At 73.8% G+C, this 20,985-nt stretch carries 22 protein-coding genes and 1 pseudogene; 10 read left to right on the top strand and 13 right to left on the bottom strand.

The window, feature by feature from the left end; translation table 11 throughout:
- Both G3I42_RS28560 and G3I42_RS28555 read left to right on the top strand, forming a co-directional pair.
- A partial coding sequence (locus tag G3I42_RS28560) for a glycoside hydrolase family 16 protein (protein ID WP_164290644.1) occupies nucleotides 1-744 on the top strand: 744 nt, incomplete at its 5' end.
- The gene (locus G3I42_RS28555) at nucleotides 741-2,138 is read left to right on the top strand and encodes a chitinase (RefSeq protein WP_164290643.1); all 1,398 of its coding nucleotides are present in this window, start codon (nucleotides 741-743) and stop codon (nucleotides 2,136-2,138) included. The genes G3I42_RS28560 and G3I42_RS28555, both read left to right, overlap by 4 nt.
- Before the next feature lie 84 nt (nucleotides 2,139-2,222).
- Here G3I42_RS28555 and G3I42_RS28550 read toward each other — a convergent pair whose 3' ends face one another.
- Nucleotides 2,223-2,669 (bottom strand): DUF1772 domain-containing protein, encoded by a 447-nt coding sequence (locus G3I42_RS28550; protein ID WP_164290642.1) that lies wholly within the window; start codon nucleotides 2,667-2,669, stop codon nucleotides 2,223-2,225.
- 92 nt (nucleotides 2,670-2,761) lie between these two features.
- Between G3I42_RS28550 and G3I42_RS28545 the strand changes: the two genes are divergently transcribed.
- Nucleotides 2,762-3,340 (top strand): TetR/AcrR family transcriptional regulator, encoded by a 579-nt coding sequence (locus G3I42_RS28545; RefSeq protein WP_164290641.1) that lies wholly within the window; start codon nucleotides 2,762-2,764, stop codon nucleotides 3,338-3,340.
- A 41-nt stretch (nucleotides 3,341-3,381) separates the two neighbouring features.
- Here G3I42_RS28545 and G3I42_RS28540 read toward each other — a convergent pair whose 3' ends face one another.
- Nucleotides 3,382-4,503, bottom strand: coding sequence for a translation initiation factor IF-2 (locus G3I42_RS28540; RefSeq protein WP_164290640.1), 1,122 nt, complete (start codon nucleotides 4,501-4,503; stop codon nucleotides 3,382-3,384).
- A 424-nt stretch (nucleotides 4,504-4,927) separates the two neighbouring features.
- On the opposite strand from G3I42_RS28540, the gene G3I42_RS28535 reads away from it, so the two are divergent.
- Together G3I42_RS28535 and G3I42_RS28530 are read left to right on the top strand one after the other, a co-directional pair.
- Entirely contained in the window at nucleotides 4,928-6,418 is a 1,491-nt protein-coding gene (locus G3I42_RS28535; RefSeq protein WP_164290639.1) for a VCBS repeat-containing protein, read from the top strand.
- A gap of 119 nt (nucleotides 6,419-6,537) precedes the next feature.
- Complete coding sequence (locus G3I42_RS28530; protein ID WP_164290638.1) at nucleotides 6,538-7,344, top strand: HAD family acid phosphatase; 807 nt, start codon at nucleotides 6,538-6,540, stop codon at nucleotides 7,342-7,344.
- Between the two features lie 36 nt (nucleotides 7,345-7,380).
- Here the strand turns inward: G3I42_RS28530 and G3I42_RS28525 are convergent, their stop codons facing one another.
- Nucleotides 7,381-7,845, bottom strand: coding sequence for a hypothetical protein (locus tag G3I42_RS28525; RefSeq protein ID WP_164290637.1), 465 nt, complete (start codon nucleotides 7,843-7,845; stop codon nucleotides 7,381-7,383).
- 114 nt (nucleotides 7,846-7,959) lie between these two features.
- Here G3I42_RS28525 and G3I42_RS28520 point away from each other — a divergent pair, with 114 nt between their 5' ends.
- Nucleotides 7,960-8,805 (top strand): arylamine N-acetyltransferase, encoded by an 846-nt coding sequence (locus G3I42_RS28520; RefSeq protein ID WP_164290636.1) that lies wholly within the window; start codon nucleotides 7,960-7,962, stop codon nucleotides 8,803-8,805.
- Between the two features lie 52 nt (nucleotides 8,806-8,857).
- Here the strand turns inward: G3I42_RS28520 and G3I42_RS28515 are convergent, their stop codons facing one another.
- A complete protein-coding gene (locus G3I42_RS28515) occupies nucleotides 8,858-9,658 on the bottom strand; it encodes a GNAT family N-acetyltransferase (protein WP_164290635.1) in 801 nt (266 codons plus the stop codon).
- 244 nt (nucleotides 9,659-9,902) lie between these two features.
- On the opposite strand from G3I42_RS28515, the gene G3I42_RS28510 reads away from it, so the two are divergent.
- Nucleotides 9,903-11,360, top strand: coding sequence for a sugar porter family MFS transporter (locus G3I42_RS28510; RefSeq protein ID WP_164290634.1), 1,458 nt, complete (start codon nucleotides 9,903-9,905; stop codon nucleotides 11,358-11,360).
- A 71-nt stretch (nucleotides 11,361-11,431) separates the two neighbouring features.
- On the opposite strand, the gene G3I42_RS28505 is transcribed toward G3I42_RS28510, so the two are convergent.
- The 3 genes from G3I42_RS28505 to G3I42_RS28495 all read right to left on the bottom strand — a co-directional run bounded on the left by G3I42_RS28505 (nucleotide 11,432) and on the right by G3I42_RS28495 (nucleotide 14,196).
- Entirely contained in the window at nucleotides 11,432-11,836 is a 405-nt protein-coding gene (locus tag G3I42_RS28505; RefSeq protein WP_164290633.1) for a VOC family protein, read from the bottom strand.
- Between the two features lie 523 nt (nucleotides 11,837-12,359).
- Complete coding sequence (locus G3I42_RS28500; RefSeq protein ID WP_164290632.1) at nucleotides 12,360-13,529, bottom strand: GDSL-type esterase/lipase family protein; 1,170 nt, start codon at nucleotides 13,527-13,529, stop codon at nucleotides 12,360-12,362.
- 85 nt (nucleotides 13,530-13,614) lie between these two features.
- On the bottom strand, nucleotides 13,615-14,196 hold the full coding sequence (locus G3I42_RS28495) for a TetR/AcrR family transcriptional regulator (RefSeq protein WP_164290631.1): 582 nt from the start codon (nucleotides 14,194-14,196) through the stop codon (nucleotides 13,615-13,617).
- Nucleotides 14,197-14,286: 90 nt separating this feature from the next.
- On the opposite strand from G3I42_RS28495, the gene G3I42_RS28490 reads away from it, so the two are divergent.
- A complete protein-coding gene (locus G3I42_RS28490; protein WP_164290630.1) occupies nucleotides 14,287-14,784 on the top strand; it encodes an FBP domain-containing protein in 498 nt (165 codons plus the stop codon).
- A gap of 10 nt (nucleotides 14,785-14,794) precedes the next feature.
- Here G3I42_RS28490 and G3I42_RS28485 read toward each other — a convergent pair whose 3' ends face one another.
- The 3 genes from G3I42_RS28485 to G3I42_RS28475 form a co-directional block, all read right to left on the bottom strand.
- On the bottom strand, nucleotides 14,795-15,124 hold the full coding sequence (locus tag G3I42_RS28485; protein ID WP_164290629.1) for a hypothetical protein: 330 nt from the start codon (nucleotides 15,122-15,124) through the stop codon (nucleotides 14,795-14,797).
- Nucleotides 15,094-16,098, bottom strand: coding sequence for an aminoglycoside phosphotransferase family protein (locus tag G3I42_RS28480; protein WP_164290628.1), 1,005 nt, complete (start codon nucleotides 16,096-16,098; stop codon nucleotides 15,094-15,096). Before G3I42_RS28480 ends, G3I42_RS28485 begins: the two co-directional genes overlap by 31 nt.
- A gap of 97 nt (nucleotides 16,099-16,195) precedes the next feature.
- Nucleotides 16,196-17,593, bottom strand: coding sequence for an FAD-dependent oxidoreductase (locus G3I42_RS28475; protein ID WP_164290627.1), 1,398 nt, complete (start codon nucleotides 17,591-17,593; stop codon nucleotides 16,196-16,198).
- Nucleotides 17,594-17,700: 107 nt separating this feature from the next.
- Between G3I42_RS28475 and G3I42_RS28470 the strand changes: the two are divergent.
- A pseudogene (locus tag G3I42_RS28470) lies at nucleotides 17,701-18,591 on the top strand (aminoglycoside phosphotransferase family protein); the annotation flags it as partial.
- A gap of 190 nt (nucleotides 18,592-18,781) precedes the next feature.
- Here G3I42_RS28470 and G3I42_RS28465 read toward each other — a convergent pair.
- Nucleotides 18,782-19,582, bottom strand: a complete 801-nt coding sequence (locus G3I42_RS28465) for an alpha/beta hydrolase (protein ID WP_164290626.1) — start codon at nucleotides 19,580-19,582, stop codon at nucleotides 18,782-18,784.
- Between the two features lie 264 nt (nucleotides 19,583-19,846).
- Between G3I42_RS28465 and G3I42_RS28460 the strand changes: the two genes are divergently transcribed.
- Nucleotides 19,847-20,359, top strand: coding sequence for a GNAT family N-acetyltransferase (locus G3I42_RS28460; RefSeq protein ID WP_164290625.1), 513 nt, complete (start codon nucleotides 19,847-19,849; stop codon nucleotides 20,357-20,359).
- Between the two features lie 40 nt (nucleotides 20,360-20,399).
- Here G3I42_RS28460 and G3I42_RS28455 read toward each other — a convergent pair whose 3' ends face one another.
- Both G3I42_RS28455 and G3I42_RS28450 read right to left on the bottom strand, forming a co-directional pair.
- Nucleotides 20,400-20,705: a hypothetical protein gene (locus G3I42_RS28455; protein ID WP_164290624.1), complete on the bottom strand. Its 306-nt coding sequence runs from the start codon at nucleotides 20,703-20,705 to the stop codon at nucleotides 20,400-20,402.
- A gap of 162 nt (nucleotides 20,706-20,867) precedes the next feature.
- A partial coding sequence (locus G3I42_RS28450; RefSeq protein WP_164290623.1) for a zinc-binding dehydrogenase occupies nucleotides 20,868-20,985 on the bottom strand: 118 nt, incomplete at its 5' end.

Below are 20,985 nucleotides of genomic sequence, written 5' to 3'. Positions count from 1 at the left end.
TTCGAGCCGAACACCGTGCACGGCACGATCCACGGGCCCGGCTACTCCGGCTCGGGCGGGATCGGCGCGGGCTACTCGCTGCCCGGCGGCGCCGCGTTCGCGGACGGTTTCCACACCTTCGCGATCGACTGGAGCCCGAACTCGATCAAGTGGCTGGTGGACGGGAACGTCTACCAGACCCGTACCCCCGCTGACCTCGGCGGCAAGCAGTGGGTCTTCAACAAGCCGTTCTTCGTCATCCTCAACCTCGCGGTCGGCGGTTACTGGCCCGGCGACCCGGACGGTTCCACGCAGTTCCCGCAGCAACTCGTCGTCGACTACGTGCACGTGAGCGACGGCGGCGGGACGACCCCGCCGCCCACCGGCACGAAGACGATCAAGGGCATCGGCGGCAAGTGCCTCGACGCGGCCGCCGCGAGCAGCGCCAACGGCACGGCGGTCCAGCTCTACGACTGCAACGGCACGAACGCGCAGGCGTGGTCGGTCGGCGGGGACGGCACCCTCCGCGTCCTCGGCAAGTGCCTCGACGTGCCGAGCGGTTCGACCGCGAACGGGGCGAAGCTCCAGCTGTGGGACTGCAACGGCTCGGGCGCCCAGCAGTGGGTCGTCACCGGGGCGAAGGACATCGTCAACCCCCAGGCGGACAAGTGCGTGGACGCCACCGACAACTCCTCGGCCAACGGGACCCGCGCCCAACTGTGGACCTGCGCGGGCACGGCCAACCAGAAGTGGACGGTCTCATGACCGGGACCTCCCTGCGCGGCGCCCTCGCCTCGCGCCGCGCCCGCCTCCTCCCCGTGCTCCTCGCCCCGCTCCTCGCCCTCGGCGTCGTCCAGGCCCCCGGGGCGGCGGCCGACACCGGCACCATCACGGGGCTCGGCGGCAAGTGCCTCGACGTCGCGGCGGCGAGCAGTGCGAACGGGACGGCCGTGCAGATGTACGACTGCAACGGGACGTCGGCGCAGCAGTGGAACGTCGGCGCGGACGGCACGGTCCGCGCGCTCGGCAAGTGCCTCGACGTCCCGAGCGGCAGCACGGCGAACGGGGCGAAGCTCCAGCTGTGGGACTGCAACGGCTCCGGCGCCCAGCAGTGGACCGTCACCGCCGCGAAGGATCTCGTCAATCCGCAGGCGGACAAGTGCGCCGACGTGCAGGACAAGAGCACGGCGAACGGCGCGCGGGTCCAGCTCTGGACGTGTACGGGCACCTCCAACCAGAAGTGGAACGCGCCCTCGGCCGGAGGGGGGACGAATCCGCCCACCGGGGGAGCGCCGGCCGCGGTCGCTCCGTACCTCTACAACGGCTGGGGGAACCCGCCGAGCCCGACGACGGTCATGAACGCGACCGGCGTGAAGTGGTTCACGCTCGCCTTCGTCCTCTCCAACGGCACGTGCAACCCGCAGTGGGACGGCGGCCGGCCGCTCACGGGCGGCGTGGACCAGCAGACGATCAGCACGGTCCGCGCCGGCGGCGGTGACGTCGTACCGTCCTTCGGCGGATGGAGCGGCAACAAGCTGGAACAGTCCTGCACGAGTGCGAGCGCGCTCGCCGGGGCGTACCAGAAGGTCATCAGCGCGTACGGGCTGAAGGCGATCGACATCGACATCGAGGCGGAGGCGTACGACAGCGCGGCCGTCCAGCAGCGCACGGTCGACGCGCTCAAGACCGTCAAGGCCGCCAACCCCGGCCTGAAGGTCTTCGTGACGATGGGGACGGGCCAGAACGGCCCCGACGCGAGCCTCATCACGAAGGCCGCGCAGTCGGGCCTCACGGTCGACGCCTGGACGATCATGCCGTTCAACTTCGGCGGCAACGGCCAGAACATGGGCACGCTGACCACGCGTGCGGCGGAGGGACTGAAGAACTCGCTGAAGAGCGCCTACGGTTACGGCGACGACCAGGCGTACCGCCTCATGGGCATCTCCTCCATGAACGGCACGACGGACGTCGGCGAGACGATCACGGTCGCGGACTTCCGCACCATGACGGCGTACGCGCAACAGCACCACCTCGCCCGCCTCACCTTCTGGTCGGTCAACCGCGACCGCCCCTGCACGGGCGGCGGAGCCGACACGTGCTCGGGGGTCCCGCAGAGCGACTGGGAGTTCACGAAGGCACTGGCGGCGTACACGGGCTGAGGCCCGGCCCTTCCAGGGAGCACGTGAGGTACGGGTTGGCGGCGGGGCACCGCGAGAAGAGGGACGCGGGGCCCCGCCGCCGGCTCAGACGAGGGCGCTGACCAGGAAGGCGAAGGCGGCGACGATGACGGCGACGCGGACGTAGTGGTAGCGGTCCCAGCGGTTCGTCTGCTGCTTCCAGTCCGCGGGCCGGTTCTCGGGGGTCCACGTCTTGCTCTGGTTGTTGATCGGGACGAGCAGCAGGACCGACATGATCACGCTCACGATCAGCAGCGCGGCGCCGACGACGACGCGTCCGGTGCCGGGGTGGTCCCATGCGGCGACGGCCCAGATCGCGGCGAGGACGAGTGAGCCGATGTACCAGAACGGCATGAGGGCGCCGAGCATCCGGCCGCCGTGGGAGCGGGCGAGCTGGTCGCTGTCGTCGGGAAGGGCGTCGAAGATCCGGTTCATGACGAAGGCGACGGAGAACTCCACCCCCACCATCACGCCGACGATCACGGTGGTGCACACCTGGAGTGCGTTGAGCATGATGACCCCTCCTGGGATCTAGCGCCGCTAGCTGATGAGGCAACGCTAGCCCTACTGTCGCTCGATTGTCTAGCGGTGCTAGGATTCGGGTCATGTCGGTACAGGAACGAAAGCAGCGCGAACGGGCGGAGCGGGAACGCCTCATCGTGGCGACAGCCAGGGAACTCGCCGAGCGGCAGGGCTGGGAGGCGGTCACGACCCGTCGGCTCGCCGAGCGCATCGAGTACAGCCAGCCCGTCCTCTACAGCCACTTCCGCGGCAAGCGGGAGATCATCGGTGCCGTCGCTCTGGAGGGCGCCGCCGAGATGGCTGCGGCGGTACGGGCCGCGACCGCCGCCGCGGACGGCCCCCGCGCGCGGGTTGCCGCGCTCGCCCACGCCTATCTCGACTTCGCCGCACGCAACCCGGCGGTCTACGACGCCCTGTTCCAGCTCGACGGCGGCCTGGCATACGCGCGCGAGGACACCCCCGAGCCGCTGAAGGACGCCTTCGCCGCGCTGCTGGAGAGCCTGGGCGAGGTCGCCGGGGACGACGTCCACCCGGCGCTGTTCACCGAGGTGTTCTGGGCGTCCCTGCACGGCCTCGCGACCCTGACCCGGGCGGGACGGCTACTCCCGGCGGACGCCGCGCGGCGGGTGAAACTGCTGGTGGACCGGTTCGTCGTGGCCTGACACGCCGTCCGTACGCCACGCTCGCGCACACCGGCCGCCGATCACGCCGTCGCACTCAGGCGCCGGCCCTCGCGCCGGTCGCGGCTCTCGCGGCAGTCGCGGCAGTGGCCCGGGGCTGCGGCGCGGAAGACGCGGTCGCAGCTGTCGCAGGTCTGGAAGGGATGCGGGCGCAGGGGATCGGGATCGGGGGTGCGGCGGGGCGGTGCCGGGAGGGGGGTTTCCTTGAGGCGGAAGGCGAGGAGGGCGGCCGGGCGGGCGCGGAAGTGGTCCGGGAGCCCGGTCGTGAGGGTGTCGGCGAGCCGCGCCCGGCCGATACCGGTCGCCAGCCAGCGGGTGATGGCCGGTGCGAGGGACGCGGCCTCGCGCTCCGAGAGGACCAGCCTCGGGTCCAGGCGGCGGAGCGAGGTGAGAACGGCGAGGGCCTCGGGGGCGATGTCGGCGAGGGAGACGGGGTCGCGGGGCCCGACGGGGGCGGAACCCACGGCGTGCGGGCGGCCTGGGGCGTGCGGGCGGTCCGGGACGTGCGGGTGCTCCGGCGTATGCGGGTGCTCCGACGTATGCGGGCGGTCCGGGGCCTGCGCGCGCTCGGGGGCCTGCGGCTGGTCCTGGCCGCGCCCGGCCTCCGGCGGGGGCGTCGGCCGCCGGGTCCCGCCGGGCCCCCGCGGCTTCGGCGGTACGGGACGGCTCCGGCGCCCGGTGCCGGAGCCCGGCAGGCGTTCCGTACGGGGGCCGGGCGTCCCTTCCGTACGGTGGCGGCGCGTCTCCGCGTGAGGTCGTCCCGCCGCCTCCCGTACGGCCTCGGGCGGCACGTCGTGCACGTACGTCCGGGTGCGGAAGTGGCCGCTCGGCAGGTGCACCCGGCGGCGTTCCACGTACCCCTCCGCCTCCAACTCCCGCAGGGCGCGCGAGATCAGGATCTCGCCCTCCGCGAAGTGCGCGCACAGCGCGGCGATCGAGACGCGGGCGCCGTCCGGCAGCGAGAGGAGGTAGGCGGCCACGCCCACCGTGACGGCGCTGCCCGGCCGTTGGGCGAGGGCGTTGGCCAACACCGTGAAACCGGAGGTCAGTCGGGTGCGGACGTGGATCACTCCGGCGTGCGACGAAGTGTCGGGAGAAGCACCGGAATCGGCGCATGCGGGCGCGTTAGACTGCGTGTCATCCATCGGGAAGGTGCTTTCTTCCTGATTGGTCAGGCCCTCGATCGGGATGCCAGTCCCGGCCGGGGGCCGAACTATTCGTCTGCTTGTCGCGGCGAACGTAGCCGCCTGTGCACGGAGCGTGCAAGCGCCTCACCCGGACGAGTGGCGGGCGGTACGCGGTTGACATCGCCGGGCGATCGGCCGCCCCGTCGCGAGCCCGCGCCGTCGCGCCGCGCCCGCCCTCGCGGGCCCGCTCACGCGGAGGGTGGGTGGGTGGGAGTTCTTTCCCACCGTTTCTTTCAAGGTGATCCGCGCCCCACCACACCCCGGTCGACCGGGGTGCGGTGGGCCCCGGCACACCCCTGCCCGCCGGGTACCGGTGGGCAGGGAGGCGGCACAATGCTCGGACGCGTGCGCGGGCGGCGGCGCGGGACGGAGCGGAGTGAACGTGCGCATACAGGTCCGATTCCTCGCGGGCGCCCTCGTCGGCACGCTGCTGCTCGGCGGGTGCGGAACGGACGGGGACGAGCCCGACGCGGGCGGCGGCAAGCCCCGTACGTCCGACACGCCCCGTACCACCGCCCTCCCCTCCGCCCCCGCCGCGAGCCACGCCCCCGCGCCCGGCAAGGGGTCCAAGGACCCCGACGACCTCAACGGGGACGGGCGGACCGACCTCTCCCTCGTCCTGCCCGCCGACAAGCCGAAGGCGAACGCGTTCACCGCGAGGCGCTTCGTCACGCTCTACGGGGGCGCGCACGGGCCCGACCCCGCGACCCGTACCGTGCTGGGGCGCGCGGCGCTCGGGCTGCGGGCCCAGGGCGGGCAGAACGAGCCGCCCGACTCCGTACCCGCCGACCTCGTCACCGCAGACCTCGACGGGGACGGCTTCCCCGACGTCGTCTCGACGGACAGCTTCGAGGCCGGGGCCGAACAGGGCCTGTCCACCGAGGACTTCGCGGGCCAACGCGGCGTCCCCTTCGTCACCTGGGGCGGTCCCACCGGTCCGCACGGCACGGCGAAGGCGCTGCGCACCGACGCGAAGCTCAGCGTGAGCGCCGTGCGGCGCGGGGACTTCGACGGGGACGGGCACCCCGATCTCGTCGTGTACGGGGACGACGCGAGCCTCCTGCACGGAGCGGTCAGCGTCCTCTACGGCCCGTTCACACGCGACGGCGGCTTCGCCCGTACGGAGACGACGACGCTCGACGACAGCGTCGGCGGCATCGCGGTCGCTCCGCTCGACCCCGAGGGCGCGCACACCCCGACGCCCCTCTTTATCCACGACCAGGACGACGGCGAGCAGACCGCCGGGACGCTCTACCGGGGCGGCCCGGGCAAGCCGCTCTTCGCGGGCGGCGGCGAGCGGACCCGCAAGGGGAACGCGTACACGTTCGGCGACTTCGACGGCGACGGCGTCTGGGACTTCGCGACCGGCGACAACGGCAGCCGCAACGACGAGCCCGGCTACGAGACCGAGGCCCCCGCGACCGAGGGCTCGTACGCGCTCTACCCCGGCAAGGGCACGACGAGCACGCACCCCCTCCCGGAGACCGGCACCGGGATGTCGGCGACCCTGCGCACCTTCCTCCCCGCCGACCCGGACGGCGACGGCAAGGACGCCCTCCTCCTCGACACCCCGCAGGGCCCCGCCCTCACCGACCCGTCGACCGACCAACTGAGCCCCGTCGCAAGGCGATCCGGCCCCACCACGTACGACGACGAGAAGATCCGCAAGGAGGCCCGCCCCGCCCACCCCCTGACGTCCCGCGACCTCGACGCCGACGGCAAGGACGAACTCCTCCTCGGCTGGAGCCCCCGCGCAGCGATCAGCGGCGACCAGGACTTCGTATACCTGTGGGTCGTACGGCCAGAGGAAGACCGGGACTTGGCGTCGTTCACGGCGCCGGGGGTGACGGGGGCGGGGAACGCGGAGCGGTAACACCAGGTGAACCGGCGTGTGTATACGTCAGGTATCGATTCGGGGAAGTGCTTGTGGGGTGGGGCGCAATGCGCGTAGACAAACGGGCGTCGCACTCCGTCCTCCTGAAAGGCGCCTCCATGCGGAAGTCCCTCAAAGCGGCCGGCCTCACCGCCGCCTGTGCCCTCGCCGGAACCCTCGTCTACGGGGTCGGCGCGGCCGGTGCGCAGGGCAACGCCCCGCAGGCCGGTCACGAGCCGCAGAACATCGGGCTCCTGACCAAGCAGATCGACGCCTACTACGGCGCGGAGAAGCAGGCGGACGGCACCTGGACCGCCTCGGCCGACAGTGACTACGCCAAGGACCTCGCCCGGATCGAGAAGGGCGCCAAGGCCGACATCCGCAAGGCCGCCCAGCGTTACGGCCACGACCGTCACCACCACGGCGCCAAGCCCGCCATCGTCCTCGACATCGACGACACCGCGCTCCTCAGCTTCGACTACGAGCGCCGCACCAACTACGTCTACAACGACGCCGCTTGGAACGCCTATGTCGACCAGGCGAACCGCCCCGCCGTCTTCGGGATGCCCGAACTCGTCAACTACGCCCGCAAGCAGGGCGTCGAGGTCTTCTTCCTCACGGGCCTGAGCGAACCGCAGCGCCCGGGCGCCGAGAAGAACCTCGCGAAGACCGGCTACGACGTGCCGCTCGACGCGAAGCACCTCTTCCTCAAGAACAAGACGAACCCGCCGTCCTACCTCAAGAACTGCGCCACCGCGACGAGTTGGACCTGCACGACCGTCGAGTACAAGGCGGGCACGCGCAAGTACATCGAGTCCCAGGGCTACCGCCTCGTCGGCAACTTCGGCGACCAGCAGTCCGACCTCACGGGCGGCTACGCCGACAAGGGGTACAAGCTGCCGAACCCGACCTACTTCGTGGAGTAGGCCCTCCTGAGGGGCTGAGGGCCGGTCGCGGCGGGGTCACTGCCCCGCCGCGCCCGGCTCCCAGCCGCTCGCCCGCAGCACCGCCGCGATGTCAGGGGCGCGGTAGTGCGGGCCCTTCATGACCTTGCCGTCCGCGCGGCGCACGGGGGAGCCGTCGGGGCCGAGCTTCGACATGTTCGCGCGGTGCACCTCGGCGAGCACGGCGTCGAGGTCGATGCCGTGGGTCAGGGCCGTCCCGTACGTGACGTAGACGAGGTCCGCGAGTTCCTGCGCGAAGTGCGGGAGCGCCCCCGCGTCGCCCGCCACCTCCCCGGCCGCCTCGTCCACCTCGGCGAACTCCTCCGCGAGCAGCGTCCGCCGCAGCGCCGCCGTCCGCTCGTCCACCGTGCCGGGCGTCTCCCGCTGGTGGAGGTCGAAGGCGGTGTGGAAGGCGCGGAGGTAGGCGGCGGGGGAGGGGGTGGCGGGGGAGGTGGGTGCGCTGGTGGGGGCGGTGTCCGTCATGGGGGCGAGCCTATCGGCCGTACGGGGGACGGGCGGGTGGGCTCTCGTCCGGGGGGACTAGGTCGCTGGGCCGGGGCCTCGGGGGCGTCGCCGCTTCCGCTTAGGGTCGGCCGCATGAGCAGCAGCAGCCAGTCCAGCGAGCCCGGTATCGACCTCGCCGCCTACCTCGACCGTCTCGGCATCGGCGCCGCGCCGTCCGCGCTGCCGCCCACGCTCGCGACGCTCCGTACCGTGCAGCGGGCCCAGCTCCTCGCCGTGCCCTTCGAGAACCTCGATCCCGTGCGCGGGATCGTGCCCTCGCTCGAACTGCCCGCGCTGGAGGACAAGCTCGTGCGGCGGCGGCGCGGCGGTTACTGCTTCGAGCTGAACGGGCTGCTCTCGGCCGCGCTCACGGCGCTCGGCTTCACCGTGCGCCCGCTCGCCGGGCGCGTCGTGCTCGGGGTCGGGGACGAGGGCTGGGCGAGCCGTCCCGCGACGCACCTCGCGCTCGCCGTCGACACGGAGGAGGGCCCCCACCTCGCCGACGCCGGTTTCGGTGCGCTCGGCGCCCTGCCCGAACCCCTCCCGCTCCACGACGGCGCCGAGCGCGCCGCGCACGGCCGCCGCCACCGCCTCGACCGCCACGAGGACCGCTGGAGCCTCGCCGCCCGGACGCCGGACGGCTGGGAGACGCAGTACGTCCTGGCGACGACGCCCACGCCGCACATCGACCGCGAGGTCGCCAACTGGTACGTCGCCACCCACCCCCGCTCGCCCTTCACCCGCCGCCTCGTCGTCAACCGGACGACCTCCGACGCCCACTACGCGCTGCTCGGCGAGCCGCCCGTGAACGGCACGACGGAACAGGCCGAGCTGACGACGACGTACCCGGACGGGCGGAGCGAGCGGCGCACCGTGACGGGCTGGGCGGAGGTGTCGGCGGTGCTGAAGGGGGAGCTGGGGGTGGGGGACGTGGGGTGAGGGCGGGCGTGGCGCGAGGGGCGGGCGGTGAGGGGTCGCGTGCCGTGCGCGATCAGTTCCCCGCGCCCACGTACCGCGCGTGCGTGAAGGGGGAGACCTCGCGCCAGCCGACCGTCAGGTAGAGCTTGCGGCCGGCGGGGGTGCAGGCGAGGACGGCGCGTTCGGCGCCGGCCGCGCGGGCCGCCGCGTGCAGGTGGCGCATGACGTACGCGCCGAGGCCGCGCCGCCGGTGCGCCTCGGCCGTCTCGATCTGGTCGACCGCGGCCGAGGGGCCGCACACGCCGACCTGGCCGTGCGCGGCGAAATCGCCCGTCGCGGTGGTGAGGACGACGCGGGTGACGTCGGCGCGGGTCCACAGGGCGAGGCGGTAGCCGCTCGGCACGGAATCGGGCGCGGTGTCCCCGGCGTCCAGGTCCTTGGCCATGAACCAGTCGTCCGCCGCCATGCACTCCCAGCCCGGCGCGAACCAGGGGATGACGCGCGCCGGGTCCGCGACGATCTTGAGCTGCGTGCCGAGCCCCTGCGGAGCGGCCGTCACGGCGCGAACGTCCTCCTCGCGGACCTCCTCGCCGATGCCGCCGAACACGTGCCGGCCCACGTGCTTCTCCTGGCCGACCGTGATCCACCAGCCCCAGGGGCGCGGCTCGGGCGGCGCGGCGGCGCGCGAGACGGTCCAGCCGTGGACCCACTCCCGTACGTACGCGGCGCCGGTGAGGTCGGTGGTGGCGGTGGCGGTGGCCGCGGTGGCGGTGGCCCGGTCCGGCGCGCTGTCCACGTATCCCGCCGCGCTCGTGCCCGTGCCCGTGCTTGCCGTGCCCGCGCTCGCCGCGCCCGTGCTTGCCGTGCTCGTCATGAGACCCCTCCCGAAGCTCTCCGCCACCCCTCGGTAACGACCTCCGCACGCTAGCACCCCTTACTTCCTCGTGTCTCCGGGGTTCGAGTGACCTGTGTCAGGCATGAAGTCCGCCATTCGGCGCACCCGTACAGGCGGAAGTGATCAGAAGTGGATGTACTCCTCGGAAGGGGACGTCCGTGCGCCGCCTCGGCAGGGGTGCGCGCGGGCGGCATCCCGTGGTCCGAGTGGAAGGTGCGTGCGGATGGCGACGAGCCCTCAACCGGCGGCAGCGGCGGGTGGCCACAAGGGGAAGGCCATCGGGGTCTCGATCGCGGCCGCTGTCGGCGGCTTCCTCTTCGGCTTCGACTCCTCCGTCATCAACGGCGCGGTCGACGCCCTCGGCGACCACTTCCACCTCGGCGACTTCCTGAGCGGCTTCGTCGTCTCGATCGCGCTGCTCGGCTGTGCGGTGGGCGCCTGGTACGCGGGGCGGCTCGCGGACAGCTGGGGGCGGCGGCGGGTCATGCTGCTCGGCTCGGTCATGTTCATCATCAGCTCGGTCGGTTCCGGTCTCGCCTTCTCCGTACCGGACCTGCTGGTGTGGCGTGTGATCGGCGGCCTCGGCATCGGGATCGCGTCCGTCATCGCGCCCGCGTACATCGCGGAGGTCGCGCCCGCGGCCCAGCGCGGCATTCTCGGCTCGCTCCAGCAGCTCGCGATCACGATCGGTCAGCTCGTCGTGCTCAGCTCGAACAAGGGGCTCGCGGGCGCGGCGGGCGGCTCCTCGCAGGACCTGTGGTTTGGGCTCCAGGCGTGGCGGTGGATGTTCCTCGTCGGCGTGATCCCCGCGGCCGTGTACGGGATTCTCGCGCTGAGCATCCCCGAATCACCCCGCTACCTGGTGCTCAAGGGCAAGGACAAGGAAGCCGCGGGCGTGCTGGAACGGGTCTCGGGCGCGCTGAACGGGCGGACGAAGGTCCAGGAGATCCGCGAGACGCTGCGCAAGGAGCCGAAGGCGACCTTCAAGGACGTGCGCGGCCCGCACTTCGGCCTCCAGTCGCTCGTCTGGGTCGGCATCGCGCTCGCCGCGTTCCAGCAACTCGTCGGCATCAACGCGATCTTCTACTACTCGACGACGCTGTGGAAGTCGGTCGGTTTCTCGGAGTCCAGCTCCTTCACGACCTCGGTGATCACGGCGGGCGTCAACGTCGTGATGACGATCGTGTCGATGTTCTTCGTGGACAAGGTCGGCCGCCGCAGGCTGCTCCTGATCGGCTCGATCGGCATGTTCTGCGCCCTGCTCCTGACATCGATCGCCTTCTCGCAGCAACAGGGCTCCGGCGACGACGTCAGTCTCCCCTCGCCCTACGGACCGCTCGCCCTCATCGGCGCCAACGCGTTCGTCGTCTTCTTCGCCCTGTCGTGGGGCCCGGTCATGTGGGTCATGCTCGGCGAGATGTTCCCGAACCGGATGCGTGCCATGGCGCTGGCGCTGTCGACGGCGGCGAACTGGATCTTCAACTTCATCGTGACGTTCTCGTTCGAGCCGCTGACGCGGAACGTGGGCCTGTCGTGGCTCTACGGGGCCTTCGCCTTCTTCGCGATCGTGAGCTTCTTCTTCGTCCTGGGGAAGGTCCCGGAGACGAAGAACCGCGAGCTGGAGGAGATGACGGGGGAGACGCACCGGCGGGTGGCGAGGGAGCCGAGGCGGCCCGCCTGAGGCCGGGGCGGACCTCGCCGTGCGAGGGCCCGGGGGGTAAGCCCCTCGGGCCCTCGCGGGCGTCCGGCGGGTCAGGCAGTGGCGTCGATGCCGTACTTGGCCCTGGCGGCCTCCGAGACCGGGGTGAAGAAGTTGACCAGGTTGCCGTCGGGGTCGCGGACCAGGCAGGAACGGTTCCCCCACGGCATCGTGGTGGGCTCGGCGACGATCTCGGCGCCGGACAGGTCCGCGTGGAGCCGGTCCACGTCGGGGACGCGGAACTCGATGATCACGCTCTCGTTGGCGCCGGGGCGGCAGGCGCCGGGGGCGAAGGACGCGAGGGTGCGGGAGTGGGCGAGGGCGAGGCTCCCGTGCGGGGTGTGGACCTCGGCGAAGTCCTCGGTGGCCCAGGCGGCGCGCGCGCCGGTGGCCTTCTCGTAGAAGGCGGCGAGGCGAGCCACGTCGGCGGTGACGATGCGGAGCGAGACGAAGTCCATGACAGTCCTTGGAGGTCCTGAGGCGGTACGTGTGCGGGCCACGCCCCGTCCGTGGTGAGCGGCGGCGCGCGACACCCGGGACGGTAGGAGCGAAGGCGGACGGGATCGGTCCGCTATTCCTCGAACCGTGTGCGAAAGAGCGCCCCATGGCCCGCCGGGCCGCCGTTCAAACCACCCGTACGCGTGGGGTTCATCACGGCGCACGCGCGGTAGTCATGTGGGTGCGGGGAGTTACTACCGTCCCCCTGCTCCCCGCACCGCGTACCGTCCGTCCCGCCCCCGAGCCCGCTCTCCTCCACCGTCCGCCCTCCCGCCCCGCCGGCCACCCCCCAGGCTCGGCGCGGCGGAGGCGGGCGCAGGGCTCGCGGGAGCGGGGCGGGCGGTGCGGCAGGGAGCGTGGAGCGCGCTCCGGGCCCGTACCCCGCCTCGGCCCGGCACCGCGTCAGGCCCGTCCAGCCACCGGGCCGTCCCGCCTCGGGCCCGTCCAGCCACCGGGCCCGTGCTCCCTCAGACCCGTGCTCCCTCAGGCCCGTGCCGCGAACGCTCCCGTCGCGCCGAAGGCCGTTGCCGCGAAGCGTTCGGCGATGCGGAGATGGGTCGCGGGGGAGGGGTGGAGTTCGTCGGGGAGGGGGCCGGCCGCGTAGTCCTCCGCGCCGTACAGCTCCGTGCCGTCGAGGTAGTGCAGGTGCGGATCGGTCGTGGCGCGGCTCGCGACGACGCGGGCCATCTCCTCGCGGACGGTCCGCAGGGTCAGACGCCCGGCGGCGACCTCGGCGGGGTCGCCGGTCGCGCGGAAGGCGAGCCGGCCCTCGGCGAGGGCCGTCGCGTCGAAGGCGGCCGGGCCCGGGGTGCCCTCGTGGATGCGGCAGTAGAGCGCCGAGATCACGAGGAGCGGGGTCTCCGGGTGGCCCTCGCGGACCGTGTCGAGGAAGCCGTGCAGGGCGGGGCCGAGCGCGCGCAGCCGCATGAGGTCCGCGTTGACGAGATTGATGCCGAATTTGAGACTGAGGAGGTCGGCCGGGGTGTCCCTGAGCGCACGCGCGGTGAACGGGTCGAGCAGGGCCCCGCCGCCGAAACCGAGGTTGACGAGGTCCACGCCCGCCAGCGCGGCGGCCCGCGCGGGCCACGTCGTGCTCGGGCTCGCCGCGTCCGAACCCTGGCTCACCGAACTCCCGTGGTGCACCCACACCTTGCGCCCCCGCGCGGGCACCGGCTCCACCGGGGCGTCCGCGCGCAGCGCGACGAGTTCGGTCGTCTCCTGGTGCGGCAGCCAGATCTCGACGTCCTTCTCGCGCGCGTCGAGCCCGTCGAAGCGCAACGTGCCCGGCGCGGCGCCCGGCTGGGTCTCGCCGCGCCCGGTCGCGAGGTCGATGACGAGCGTCCGCCCGCCGGGGACCGTGCCGCGAGCGGTCAACTCGCCGTCCACGAGCAGGTCGTAGACGCCGTCGGGGCGCGGGGGCGCGCCCGGGTAGCGGCGCTTGGTGGGGAGTGTGTCCAGCTCGACGACGGTCGCGGCGGTGCGCAGCGCGAGCCGGACCCCGGAGGGCTGGCTCTCGGCCATCGCGAGCTGCGGGTCCGTGTTCCGGGCGCGCGCGGCGGCGGGCAGCCGGTGCGGGAGCAGGCCGTGGGCGGTCGGCTCCAGTTCGAGCGCGCCCCGGATCAGGGCGGGGGCGAGGGGGATGGTGGTGAGCATGGCGGGGTCCGGGATTCCTGGAGAGCGGGCGGCGCGGGGCGCGCAGGCGGTACGGGGCGGGCAGGCGGTACGGGGCGGGCGGGTTTCAGGCGGTCGTGGGAGCCGGGGGCCAGGTGCGCAGGAGGTGGTCGAGCGCGTCGAGGGTGCGGTGCCAGCTCTCCTCGGCGGCGGGCGCGCTGTGGGCGAAGTTGCCGCTCAGCTCCAGGTCCACGAAACCGTGGAAGACGCTGCCCAGGAGCCGTACGGCGTGCGTGGCGTCGGGCTCGTCCAGCGCGTAGCCGCGCAGGAGCGCGCGGGACATCCGGGAGTGCCGGGGACCCGCGCTCGCCAGGGCCGTCGCGTGGTCCAGCGGGTGGCGGGTCGCCGCGTACCGGCCGGGGTGCTCGCGCGCGTACGAGCGGTACGCCTCCGCGAAGGCGAAGAGAGCGTCCTTGCCCGCCCGGCCCGCGAGGGCGTCGGCGGCCCGGTCGGCCAGTTCGTCGAGCGCGAGCAGTGCGATGCCGGTACGGAGGTCGTCCGAACTGCGCACGTGCGCGTACAGGCTCGCGGGCTTGACGCCGAAGCGGCGGGCCAGCGCCGAGAGCGTGACCTGCGCGAAGCCCTCCTCGTCGGCGAGCTGCGCACCGGCCCGTACGAGCCGCTCCGTACTGAGTCCCACGCGTCCCATCGCCGCCACCCGGCCCCTTCGCTCGCCCCGCCGCTGCCTACGCCGCTAAACCATTTGCCTACAGAGTATAGGCAATTTAGCCTGGCATGTATGAAGCCGTTGACCGACCCCGAGATCCGGGCCGCCTTCGTGAACTGCTCGAAGGGCGAGGCCAAGCGCCTCCACATCCCCCGTGACCTGGCCGAACGACCCTGGGAGGACCTGGACTACTTCGGCTGGCGCGACCCGCAGGCCCCGGACCGGGGGTACCTCGTGACGGTCGTCGACGGCCGCACGCTCGCCCTCGTGCTGCGCCGCCCGGCGACGGCGGCGTGGCAGACCCGGCGCGGCATGTGCTCGATCTGCCTCACGCCCCACTCCGGCGGCGTCGCCCTGATGGTCGCGCCGCGCGCGGGCAAGGCGGGCAAGGAGGGCAACTCCGTCGGCACGTACCTCTGCGAGGACCTGGCCTGCCCGCTCTACGTGCGCGGCAAGAAGGACGCGGGCTCCGACCGCATGCACGAATCACTGACGGTGGAGCAGAAGGCGGCACGGATGAGGACGAACCTGGAGGAGTTCGTGGGGAGGGTGCTGGGCGGCGGGGGGTGAGGCGGTCAGGTCACGTGGTGTGGGGCGGGGGGCCTGGCTGGGCGGTACGGGCCTCGTACTCCCTTGAGGGGTGGAGGAGTTCGGGGCTTTCGTGCCAGTAGTGCGCGCCGTGGAGGTGGAGCATGGCCCAGTGCCAGGCCGGGTCGTGGAAGACCAGGTCGCGGTACGGGGCCTCCGGGGGCTCGTACGGGTAGGCCGTCAGGGCCTCCGCGCGGGCCTCGGCCGGGGTGCGGGCGCCGTACCGTTCGAGGACCCAGGCGAACGCGGCGCGCTCCTCGCGGAGGGACGTCCGGTACTCCTCCTCCCCGCTCACACGCCGCCCCAACTCGCCCGCAACCACGTGAGGGCCGCCTCGCCCTGTGCGCGCTGGAAGGGGCGCAGCGTGGGGAGGCCCGGGGGTGCGGGGCGGGCCGCGCTCGTGAGGAAGAGGCCCGCCACGCCGACGAGCGCCGTCGCGACGGCGGCCGGGTCCGCGCCGCGCGCGCTGAGATGCGCGTCGAGGAGGGGGCGCAGGCCAGGGGCGCCCATCAGGACGCTCGGGCCCATCCCGACCACGTCGAACCACGCGGCGCCCGTCGCCGCGTGCGGCCAGTCGACGAAGACGACGGGGCGGTCCGGGTCCTCGGTGAGCAGGAGGTTGTCCGCGCGCAGGTCGCAGTGGAGCAGCGTCGTACCGGCCACCGCGTCCGGCCACCCGGCCTCCCGCTCCGCGAGCGCGGGAAGCCGCGCGCGGGCCCAGGCCGGGAGCCCGGCGACGGTCTCCGCCGCCTCCGCCTCGCCCGCCTCGTACGCGTGCAGCAGGAGTCGCCAGTGCCGGAACCCGTCGTCGTCGGCGAGCGAGGGCACGCCGAGGGGCGGCGCGGGCGTGAGCCGTACGGCGAGTTCCCCCGCCGCGTGCAGGACGCGCGCGAGATCTCGCGCCGACCACGGCTCGCGCGGCTGGCGGCCCGCGATCTCCTCGTACGCGAGCACGACCCAGCCCTCCGTCTCCAGGTGATCCAGGAGCCGGGGGACGGGCACGGAGACGGGGAGCGCGGCCGCGATCCCGGCCTCCCTGCGGTGGAAGCCGGGCGACCCCGGGTTCGGTTCCGGTCCCACGGCCTTGACGAACAGCCGCCGCCCGTCCGCCAGTCGCACCCGCGCGGCGACACCGGGCGAGAACCCCCCGGCCTGCGACACGGCCGCCACAACCGCCCCGCCCCACCGCTCCTCGGCGCACGTCCGCACGCCCGCCGGGACCGCGCCCCAGTCGAGGCGGACCCCGGTGGCGGCGGGTGCGGGGGACGGCGGCACGGGCTGCGGCTCCGGGTGCATGGGGCCAGGGTCCGGTGGGGCGGCGGGGCTGCGCAAGGCGATTTGCGGGGCCTCGGAGGGGGCCCGTGACGGCCCGTCCGGCACGCGACCCCCGGGGCTACCTCCCCGCCACCCGGTCCGCCCACCGGGCGAGACGGGCCGTTTTCGCCGCGTAGGTGCGGGATTCGGTCCGGTCCGCCGTGCGGTAGGCCGCGTACAGGGCGTGGACGCCGAGCCAGCGCAGCGGCTCCGGTTCCCATGTGCGGACGCGGTGGTCGACCCAGGGGAGCGCCGTGAGTTCCGTCGGGCCGCCCTGGCCCGAGTCCTGGCGCACCAGGTCGCGCAGCGTGCGCGCCGCCAGGTTGCTCGTCGCGACGCCCGAGCCCACGTAGCCGCCCGCCCAGCCGAGCCCCGTCGACCGGTCCAGGCACACCGTCGCGCACCAGTCGCGCGGCACGCCGAGCACCCCCGACCACGCGTGCGCCACCCGCGCCCCCGCGAGCTGCGGGAAGAGCCTCACGAGGAGTTCGCGCAGCTCGGCGACGGTTGACGGCTGCGTACGGCCGTCGTTGTCCGTCCGTGAGCCGTAGCGGTACGGGACGCCCCTGCCGCCCAGCGCGATCCGGTCGTCCGCCGTCCGCTGCGCGTACAGGTACGCGTGCGCGAAGTCCCCCAGCGTCTCGCGCCCCTCCCACCCCGCCCGCTCCCAGAACGCGGCCGGCAGCGGCTCCGTCACGATCATCGAGGAGTTCATCGGCAGCCACGTGCGCCGCTCCCCCTTCAGCCCCGCGGTGAACCCCTCGGTGCACCGCAGCACGTACGGGGCGCGCACCGTCCCGTACGGCGTCACCGCGTGCTGCGGCCGGATCTCCGTGACCGGCGTCGACTCATATATCCGTACGCCGATTTCCTCGGCCTTCGCCGCCAACCCCCGTACTAGCTTGGCCGGTTGCAGCCGCGCTCCGTGCGGCGTCCACGTCGAGGCCACGGCGCCCGCGACCCGTATCCGCGCCGCCGTGTCGCGTGCCCCGTACAGCTCCCTGTCGTTCTCCCCGTACGCCAACTCCTCGGCGTGGAAGGCCCGCAGGCGCTCCGCCTGCGCGGGCGTCGTCGCGACTTCGAGCACCCCGCCCCGGACGAGATCCGCGTCGATGCCCTCCGCCTCCGTCGTCGCCACGACCTCCGCGACCGTCTCGTTCATCGCCCGCTGGAGCCGCACGGCGGCGTCCCTGCCGTGCAGCCGCGCGTACCGCTCGCGGCCCGCGATGCCGTTGTAGAGCCAGCCGCCGTTGCGGCCCGAGGCCCCGTAACCGCAGAAGGACCTTTCGAGCACGGCGACTTCGAGGTACGGCAGCGCGCGCTTGAGGTAGTACGCGGTCCACAGCCCCGTGTACCCGCCCCCGACCACGCACACATCCGCCCGCGTGTCCCCGGCGAGCGGCTCGCGCGGCGCGGGCAGCCCCTCGCGCGCCCACCAGTACGAGATCCCGCCGTTCACGACGTCCCTGCCGTCCATCCCCGACCGCCTCCTCGGTGCGGCACGGCGTCACGGCGCCGCGCAGGTGGGGGACGGTATCCGGTCCGCAGGGGGCGGGGGTAGAGCGGCGCTCGTACCCTTCCCGTATGGCCCTTTCCGTCCCCTTCACCGTCCCCGCCCGCTTCGCCGAGGCCCAGCGGCGGTACGAGGGCGAGGCGGGCGCCGCCTTCGCCGCCGCCGCACCCGCGATGGCCGCGCGGCGCCTGGAACGGTGGTCGCTGCGGCCCGACGGGCGCGTGCGGCACGGCGTCGCGGCGCTCGTCCTGCCCGTACGCACGGCGGACGGCGAACAAGCCGTTCTCAAGGTGCAGTTGAGGAACGAGGAGACGGCGGGCGAGGGAGCGGCGCTGCGGGCGTGGGGCGGGGACGGGGCGGTGCGAATCCTGGGCGAGGACGTGGAGGAGGTGGCGGGCCCGGGGATCGGTGCGGGCGTGGGTGCCGGTTTCACGGTGTCGTGGCTGCTGCTTGAACGGCTGGACGCGGTACGGGATTTGAACAGCGTGCCGGACGTGCGCGCGGCACTGCGTCCGCTCGCCGCGCTCCTCGCGCGCCTGACCGCCGTCCGTGCTCCCGCCGGGCTGCGGCGCCTCGACGACGTGGCCGACGACCTCCTCGTACGGGCCGCGAAAGCCACCCCGCAGGACGCGGCGACGCGCGCGCTGATCGCCGACTGCGCCGCCGCGCTGCGGGCCGTACGGAGCGAAGGCCCGTGCGGCGCACGGCTGTTGCACTGGGACCTCCACTACGGCAACGTCCTCGCCGCCCGCCGCGAACCCTGGCTCGCCATCGACCCCAAACCCCTCGCGGGCGACCCCGCCTTCGACCTGCTCCCCGCCCTCACCAACCGCTACGACCCCACCGACACCGCCTGCCGCTTCGCCGCCCTCGCCGAGGCGGTCGGCGCGGACCGCGAGCGGGCGGCGGCATGGACGCGGGCACGCGTGCTCCAGGCGGTGCTGTGGGAGGTCGAGGCGGGACATGAAGTGGCGCGGATGTGGGGGGAGTTGGCGGGGGCGGTAGGGGGGGTGAGGGGGCGGGGGTGCCGGGGCTCTCCGGGACGGGGGCAGGGCCTTCGGGGCGGGGCGGGTCCTCCGGGGCAGGGCGGGGCCCCTCCGGGGCGGGCGCGGGGCCCGTACCGTACGGACGCCCCGGCCCGCCCCGGACCCGTCAGGCCGCCGTGGCCGTCGTCGCCTCCGTCCCGTCCGCCGCCGGCCTCAGGTGGCGGCCCAGGAAGCGCGCGGCGCTGTCCGCCTCCACGTAGCGCGGGAAGTCGACGTGCCTGCCCGCGTTGGCGTGCAGGCTCTTCTCGCGCGAGCCGAAGGCGTCGAACAGGGCGAGGCACGCCGCGCGCGGAATGCGCTCGTCGTCCCACTGCACGACGTACTCGACCGGCACGGTGATCCGCCGCGCGGCCTCGGTCAGCGCGTCCGGCCAGTGCAGGCCGAGGACGGCCGCCCTGATCCGGGGCTCGGCCGCCACGAGCGGCACGCCGATCGCCGTGCCGAGACCGACGCCCACGTACCCCACCGGCCCGCCGATTCCCGGCAGTTCGAGGAGCGCGTCGAGCGCCGCGCGGTACTCGGGCACGGCGATCGAGGCGAGCCGGGCGTTGTACGGGACGACGACGGGGCCCTCGGGCGCGCCCGCCGCCTGCGCCTCGCGCAGCGCGGCGATGTCCCGCTCGTCCCGCGCGTCGCGCGGCCGGTCGCCGTGGCCGGGCGCGTCGAGCACCGCGACGTGGAAGCCGTGACCGGTCACGAGGCCGTGGGCGCGGCCGGTCATGGCGCGGTGCTTCTTGTGGGTGCCGCCGCCGTGGCCCATGAGGACGAGCGGGGCGGAGGGGGCCGGGGAGGGGGACTGGGCCGCCGGGGCCGGTGACCAGAGGACGCCGGGGATGTCGCCGAGGGTGAAATCGCGGGTGAGCACGCCGTCCGTGAGGGATTCGGCGGTGAAGCGAAGAGAGTGCACGGTGGTGCCTTTCGGGAGTGCCGGGTGTTCAGGCGCTCCCGGCGGACCTACCTCGGCCGCCGGCCGTGACGCGAAAGAGGGAGCACCCACGTCGAAACAGCGTTCATGGGTCCCTCACCTCCTCGGGCGGTGTCACGGTCGACCGCACGGTATCAGCCGGGGCCTGCGGCCTTCCAACCCTTTTCCGTGCGGTCGGCCACGCCATCCCCGCGACCCCGCCCCGCCTTGCCGGAATGTCTCGTTCCGGCCGGTTAACCTGCGCGGATGAGTGAGACGAGCGGGCGCGCGAGTGGCGGGTACCAGGGCCGGATCAGGACCGCGCAACCCGAGGACCTGCCGGAGATCTACGCCATGGTGACGGAACTCGCCGCGCACCACGAGGCGTTGCACGAGCTGCGGGCCACCGAGGAGGAGATCGGCGAGGCGCTCTTCGGCGAGGACGCGATGGCGTGCGCGTACCTCGCGCAGACGCCGGACGGTACGACGGCGGGCTTCGCGCTCTGGTACCGCAACTTCTCCACCTGGCGCGGGCGCCCCGGCATCTACCTGGAGGACCTCTACGTGCGTCCCGCGATCCGGGGCGGCGGCCACGGCAAGGCGCTGCTCGCCGCGCTCGCCCGCACGTGCGTGGAGCGGGGCTACGAGCGCCTCGAATGGTCCGTCCTCGACTCGAACACGTCGACCGTGGCCTTCTACGAGTCGATGGGAGCGTTGCCGCACACGGGCTGGACGGAGTACCGGCTCACGGGCGAAAGCCTGCGGAGACTGGGGAGTTGAGGGCCGTCCCGGTGTGCCGAGGCGGGCTGCGGGTGGGCGCTCAGTGCGCGCCGTCCTCCCACGGGTTCGCCCAGTCGCACACGGGGCAGGCGTAGCGCCCGTTGAGCCCGGCGACGAGGGTGCCGCAGCGCTGGCAGGGCGTCTGCGTGAGGCGGAGGGCGACGGGGACCGGGGCCGGGGCTTCGGGGGTGGGATCGGCGGCGGGGCCGGGCAAGGGAGAACCCGGTAAGGCGGCCGTCGCCGCGCCGTCGTCGGGGGCGGCGGCGTCCTGCGGGGGTGCGTCTTGGGAGGGTGCGCCCGGCGCGGAGGCTTCCGGGGCGGGGAGTTCCTGGGCGGAATCCGTCATGTGGGCACATTAACCGGCCACGGGCCCGGTAGATACGCCTCCGCTTGTACGGACCGTACGGAGCAGGGCGGCGGGGCGGGCGGGTCCGTACGGGCGGCGGCCCGGACCCGTACGAGTGGCGTGGCGCCGGGGCCGTACGGGCGGTCCGCGCGGGCCGGGGCGTCAGGGTTCCAGGACGACCTTCCCCACCGTCCCCCGGCCCTCCAGCGCCCGGTGCGCGGCGGCCGCCTCGCGGAGCGGGAAGCGGTGCACGACGGGGCGGAGCCGTCCCGCCGCCGCC

The organism is Streptomyces sp. SID11385 (genome assembly GCF_010548245.1).
Classification (GTDB): Bacteria; Actinomycetota; Actinomycetes; order Streptomycetales; family Streptomycetaceae; genus Streptomyces.
This window is presented reverse-complemented; position numbering and strand designations above follow the sequence as displayed.

What these genes read in the sequence shown, in the direction of transcription:
- G3I42_RS28550 (WP_164290642.1), bottom strand. Translation starts at nt 2,669, where the DNA reads ATGCTCAACGCACTCCAGGTGTGCACCACCGTGATCGTCGGCGTGATG.
- G3I42_RS28525 (WP_164290637.1), bottom strand. Translation starts at nt 7,845, where the DNA reads ATGACGGACACCGCCCCCACCAGCGCACCCACCTCCCCCGCCACCCCC.
- G3I42_RS28455 (WP_164290624.1), bottom strand. Translation starts at nt 20,705, where the DNA reads ATGACGGATTCCGCCCAGGAACTCCCCGCCCCGGAAGCCTCCGCGCCG.
- G3I42_RS28500 (WP_164290632.1), bottom strand. Translation starts at nt 13,529, where the DNA reads ATGCTCACCACCATCCCCCTCGCCCCCGCCCTGATCCGGGGCGCGCTC.
- G3I42_RS28520 (WP_164290636.1), top strand. Translation starts at nt 7,960, where the DNA reads ATGAGCAGCAGCAGCCAGTCCAGCGAGCCCGGTATCGACCTCGCCGCC.
- G3I42_RS28490 (WP_164290630.1), top strand. Translation starts at nt 14,287, where the DNA reads ATGAAGCCGTTGACCGACCCCGAGATCCGGGCCGCCTTCGTGAACTGC.
- G3I42_RS28505 (WP_164290633.1), bottom strand. Translation starts at nt 11,836, where the DNA reads ATGGACTTCGTCTCGCTCCGCATCGTCACCGCCGACGTGGCTCGCCTC.
- G3I42_RS28545 (WP_164290641.1), top strand. Translation starts at nt 2,762, where the DNA reads ATGTCGGTACAGGAACGAAAGCAGCGCGAACGGGCGGAGCGGGAACGC.
- G3I42_RS28510 (WP_164290634.1), top strand. Translation starts at nt 9,903, where the DNA reads ATGGCGACGAGCCCTCAACCGGCGGCAGCGGCGGGTGGCCACAAGGGG.
- G3I42_RS28530 (WP_164290638.1), top strand. Translation starts at nt 6,538, where the DNA reads ATGCGGAAGTCCCTCAAAGCGGCCGGCCTCACCGCCGCCTGTGCCCTC.
- G3I42_RS28555 (WP_164290643.1), top strand. Translation starts at nt 741, where the DNA reads ATGACCGGGACCTCCCTGCGCGGCGCCCTCGCCTCGCGCCGCGCCCGC.
- G3I42_RS28460 (WP_164290625.1), top strand. Translation starts at nt 19,847, where the DNA reads ATGAGTGAGACGAGCGGGCGCGCGAGTGGCGGGTACCAGGGCCGGATC.
- G3I42_RS28540 (WP_164290640.1), bottom strand. Translation starts at nt 4,503, where the DNA reads ATGGATGACACGCAGTCTAACGCGCCCGCATGCGCCGATTCCGGTGCT.
- G3I42_RS28515 (WP_164290635.1), bottom strand. Translation starts at nt 9,658, where the DNA reads ATGACGAGCACGGCAAGCACGGGCGCGGCGAGCGCGGGCACGGCAAGC.
- G3I42_RS28480 (WP_164290628.1), bottom strand. Translation starts at nt 16,098, where the DNA reads ATGCACCCGGAGCCGCAGCCCGTGCCGCCGTCCCCCGCACCCGCCGCC.
- G3I42_RS28475 (WP_164290627.1), bottom strand. Translation starts at nt 17,593, where the DNA reads ATGGACGGCAGGGACGTCGTGAACGGCGGGATCTCGTACTGGTGGGCG.
- G3I42_RS28495 (WP_164290631.1), bottom strand. Translation starts at nt 14,196, where the DNA reads ATGGGACGCGTGGGACTCAGTACGGAGCGGCTCGTACGGGCCGGTGCG.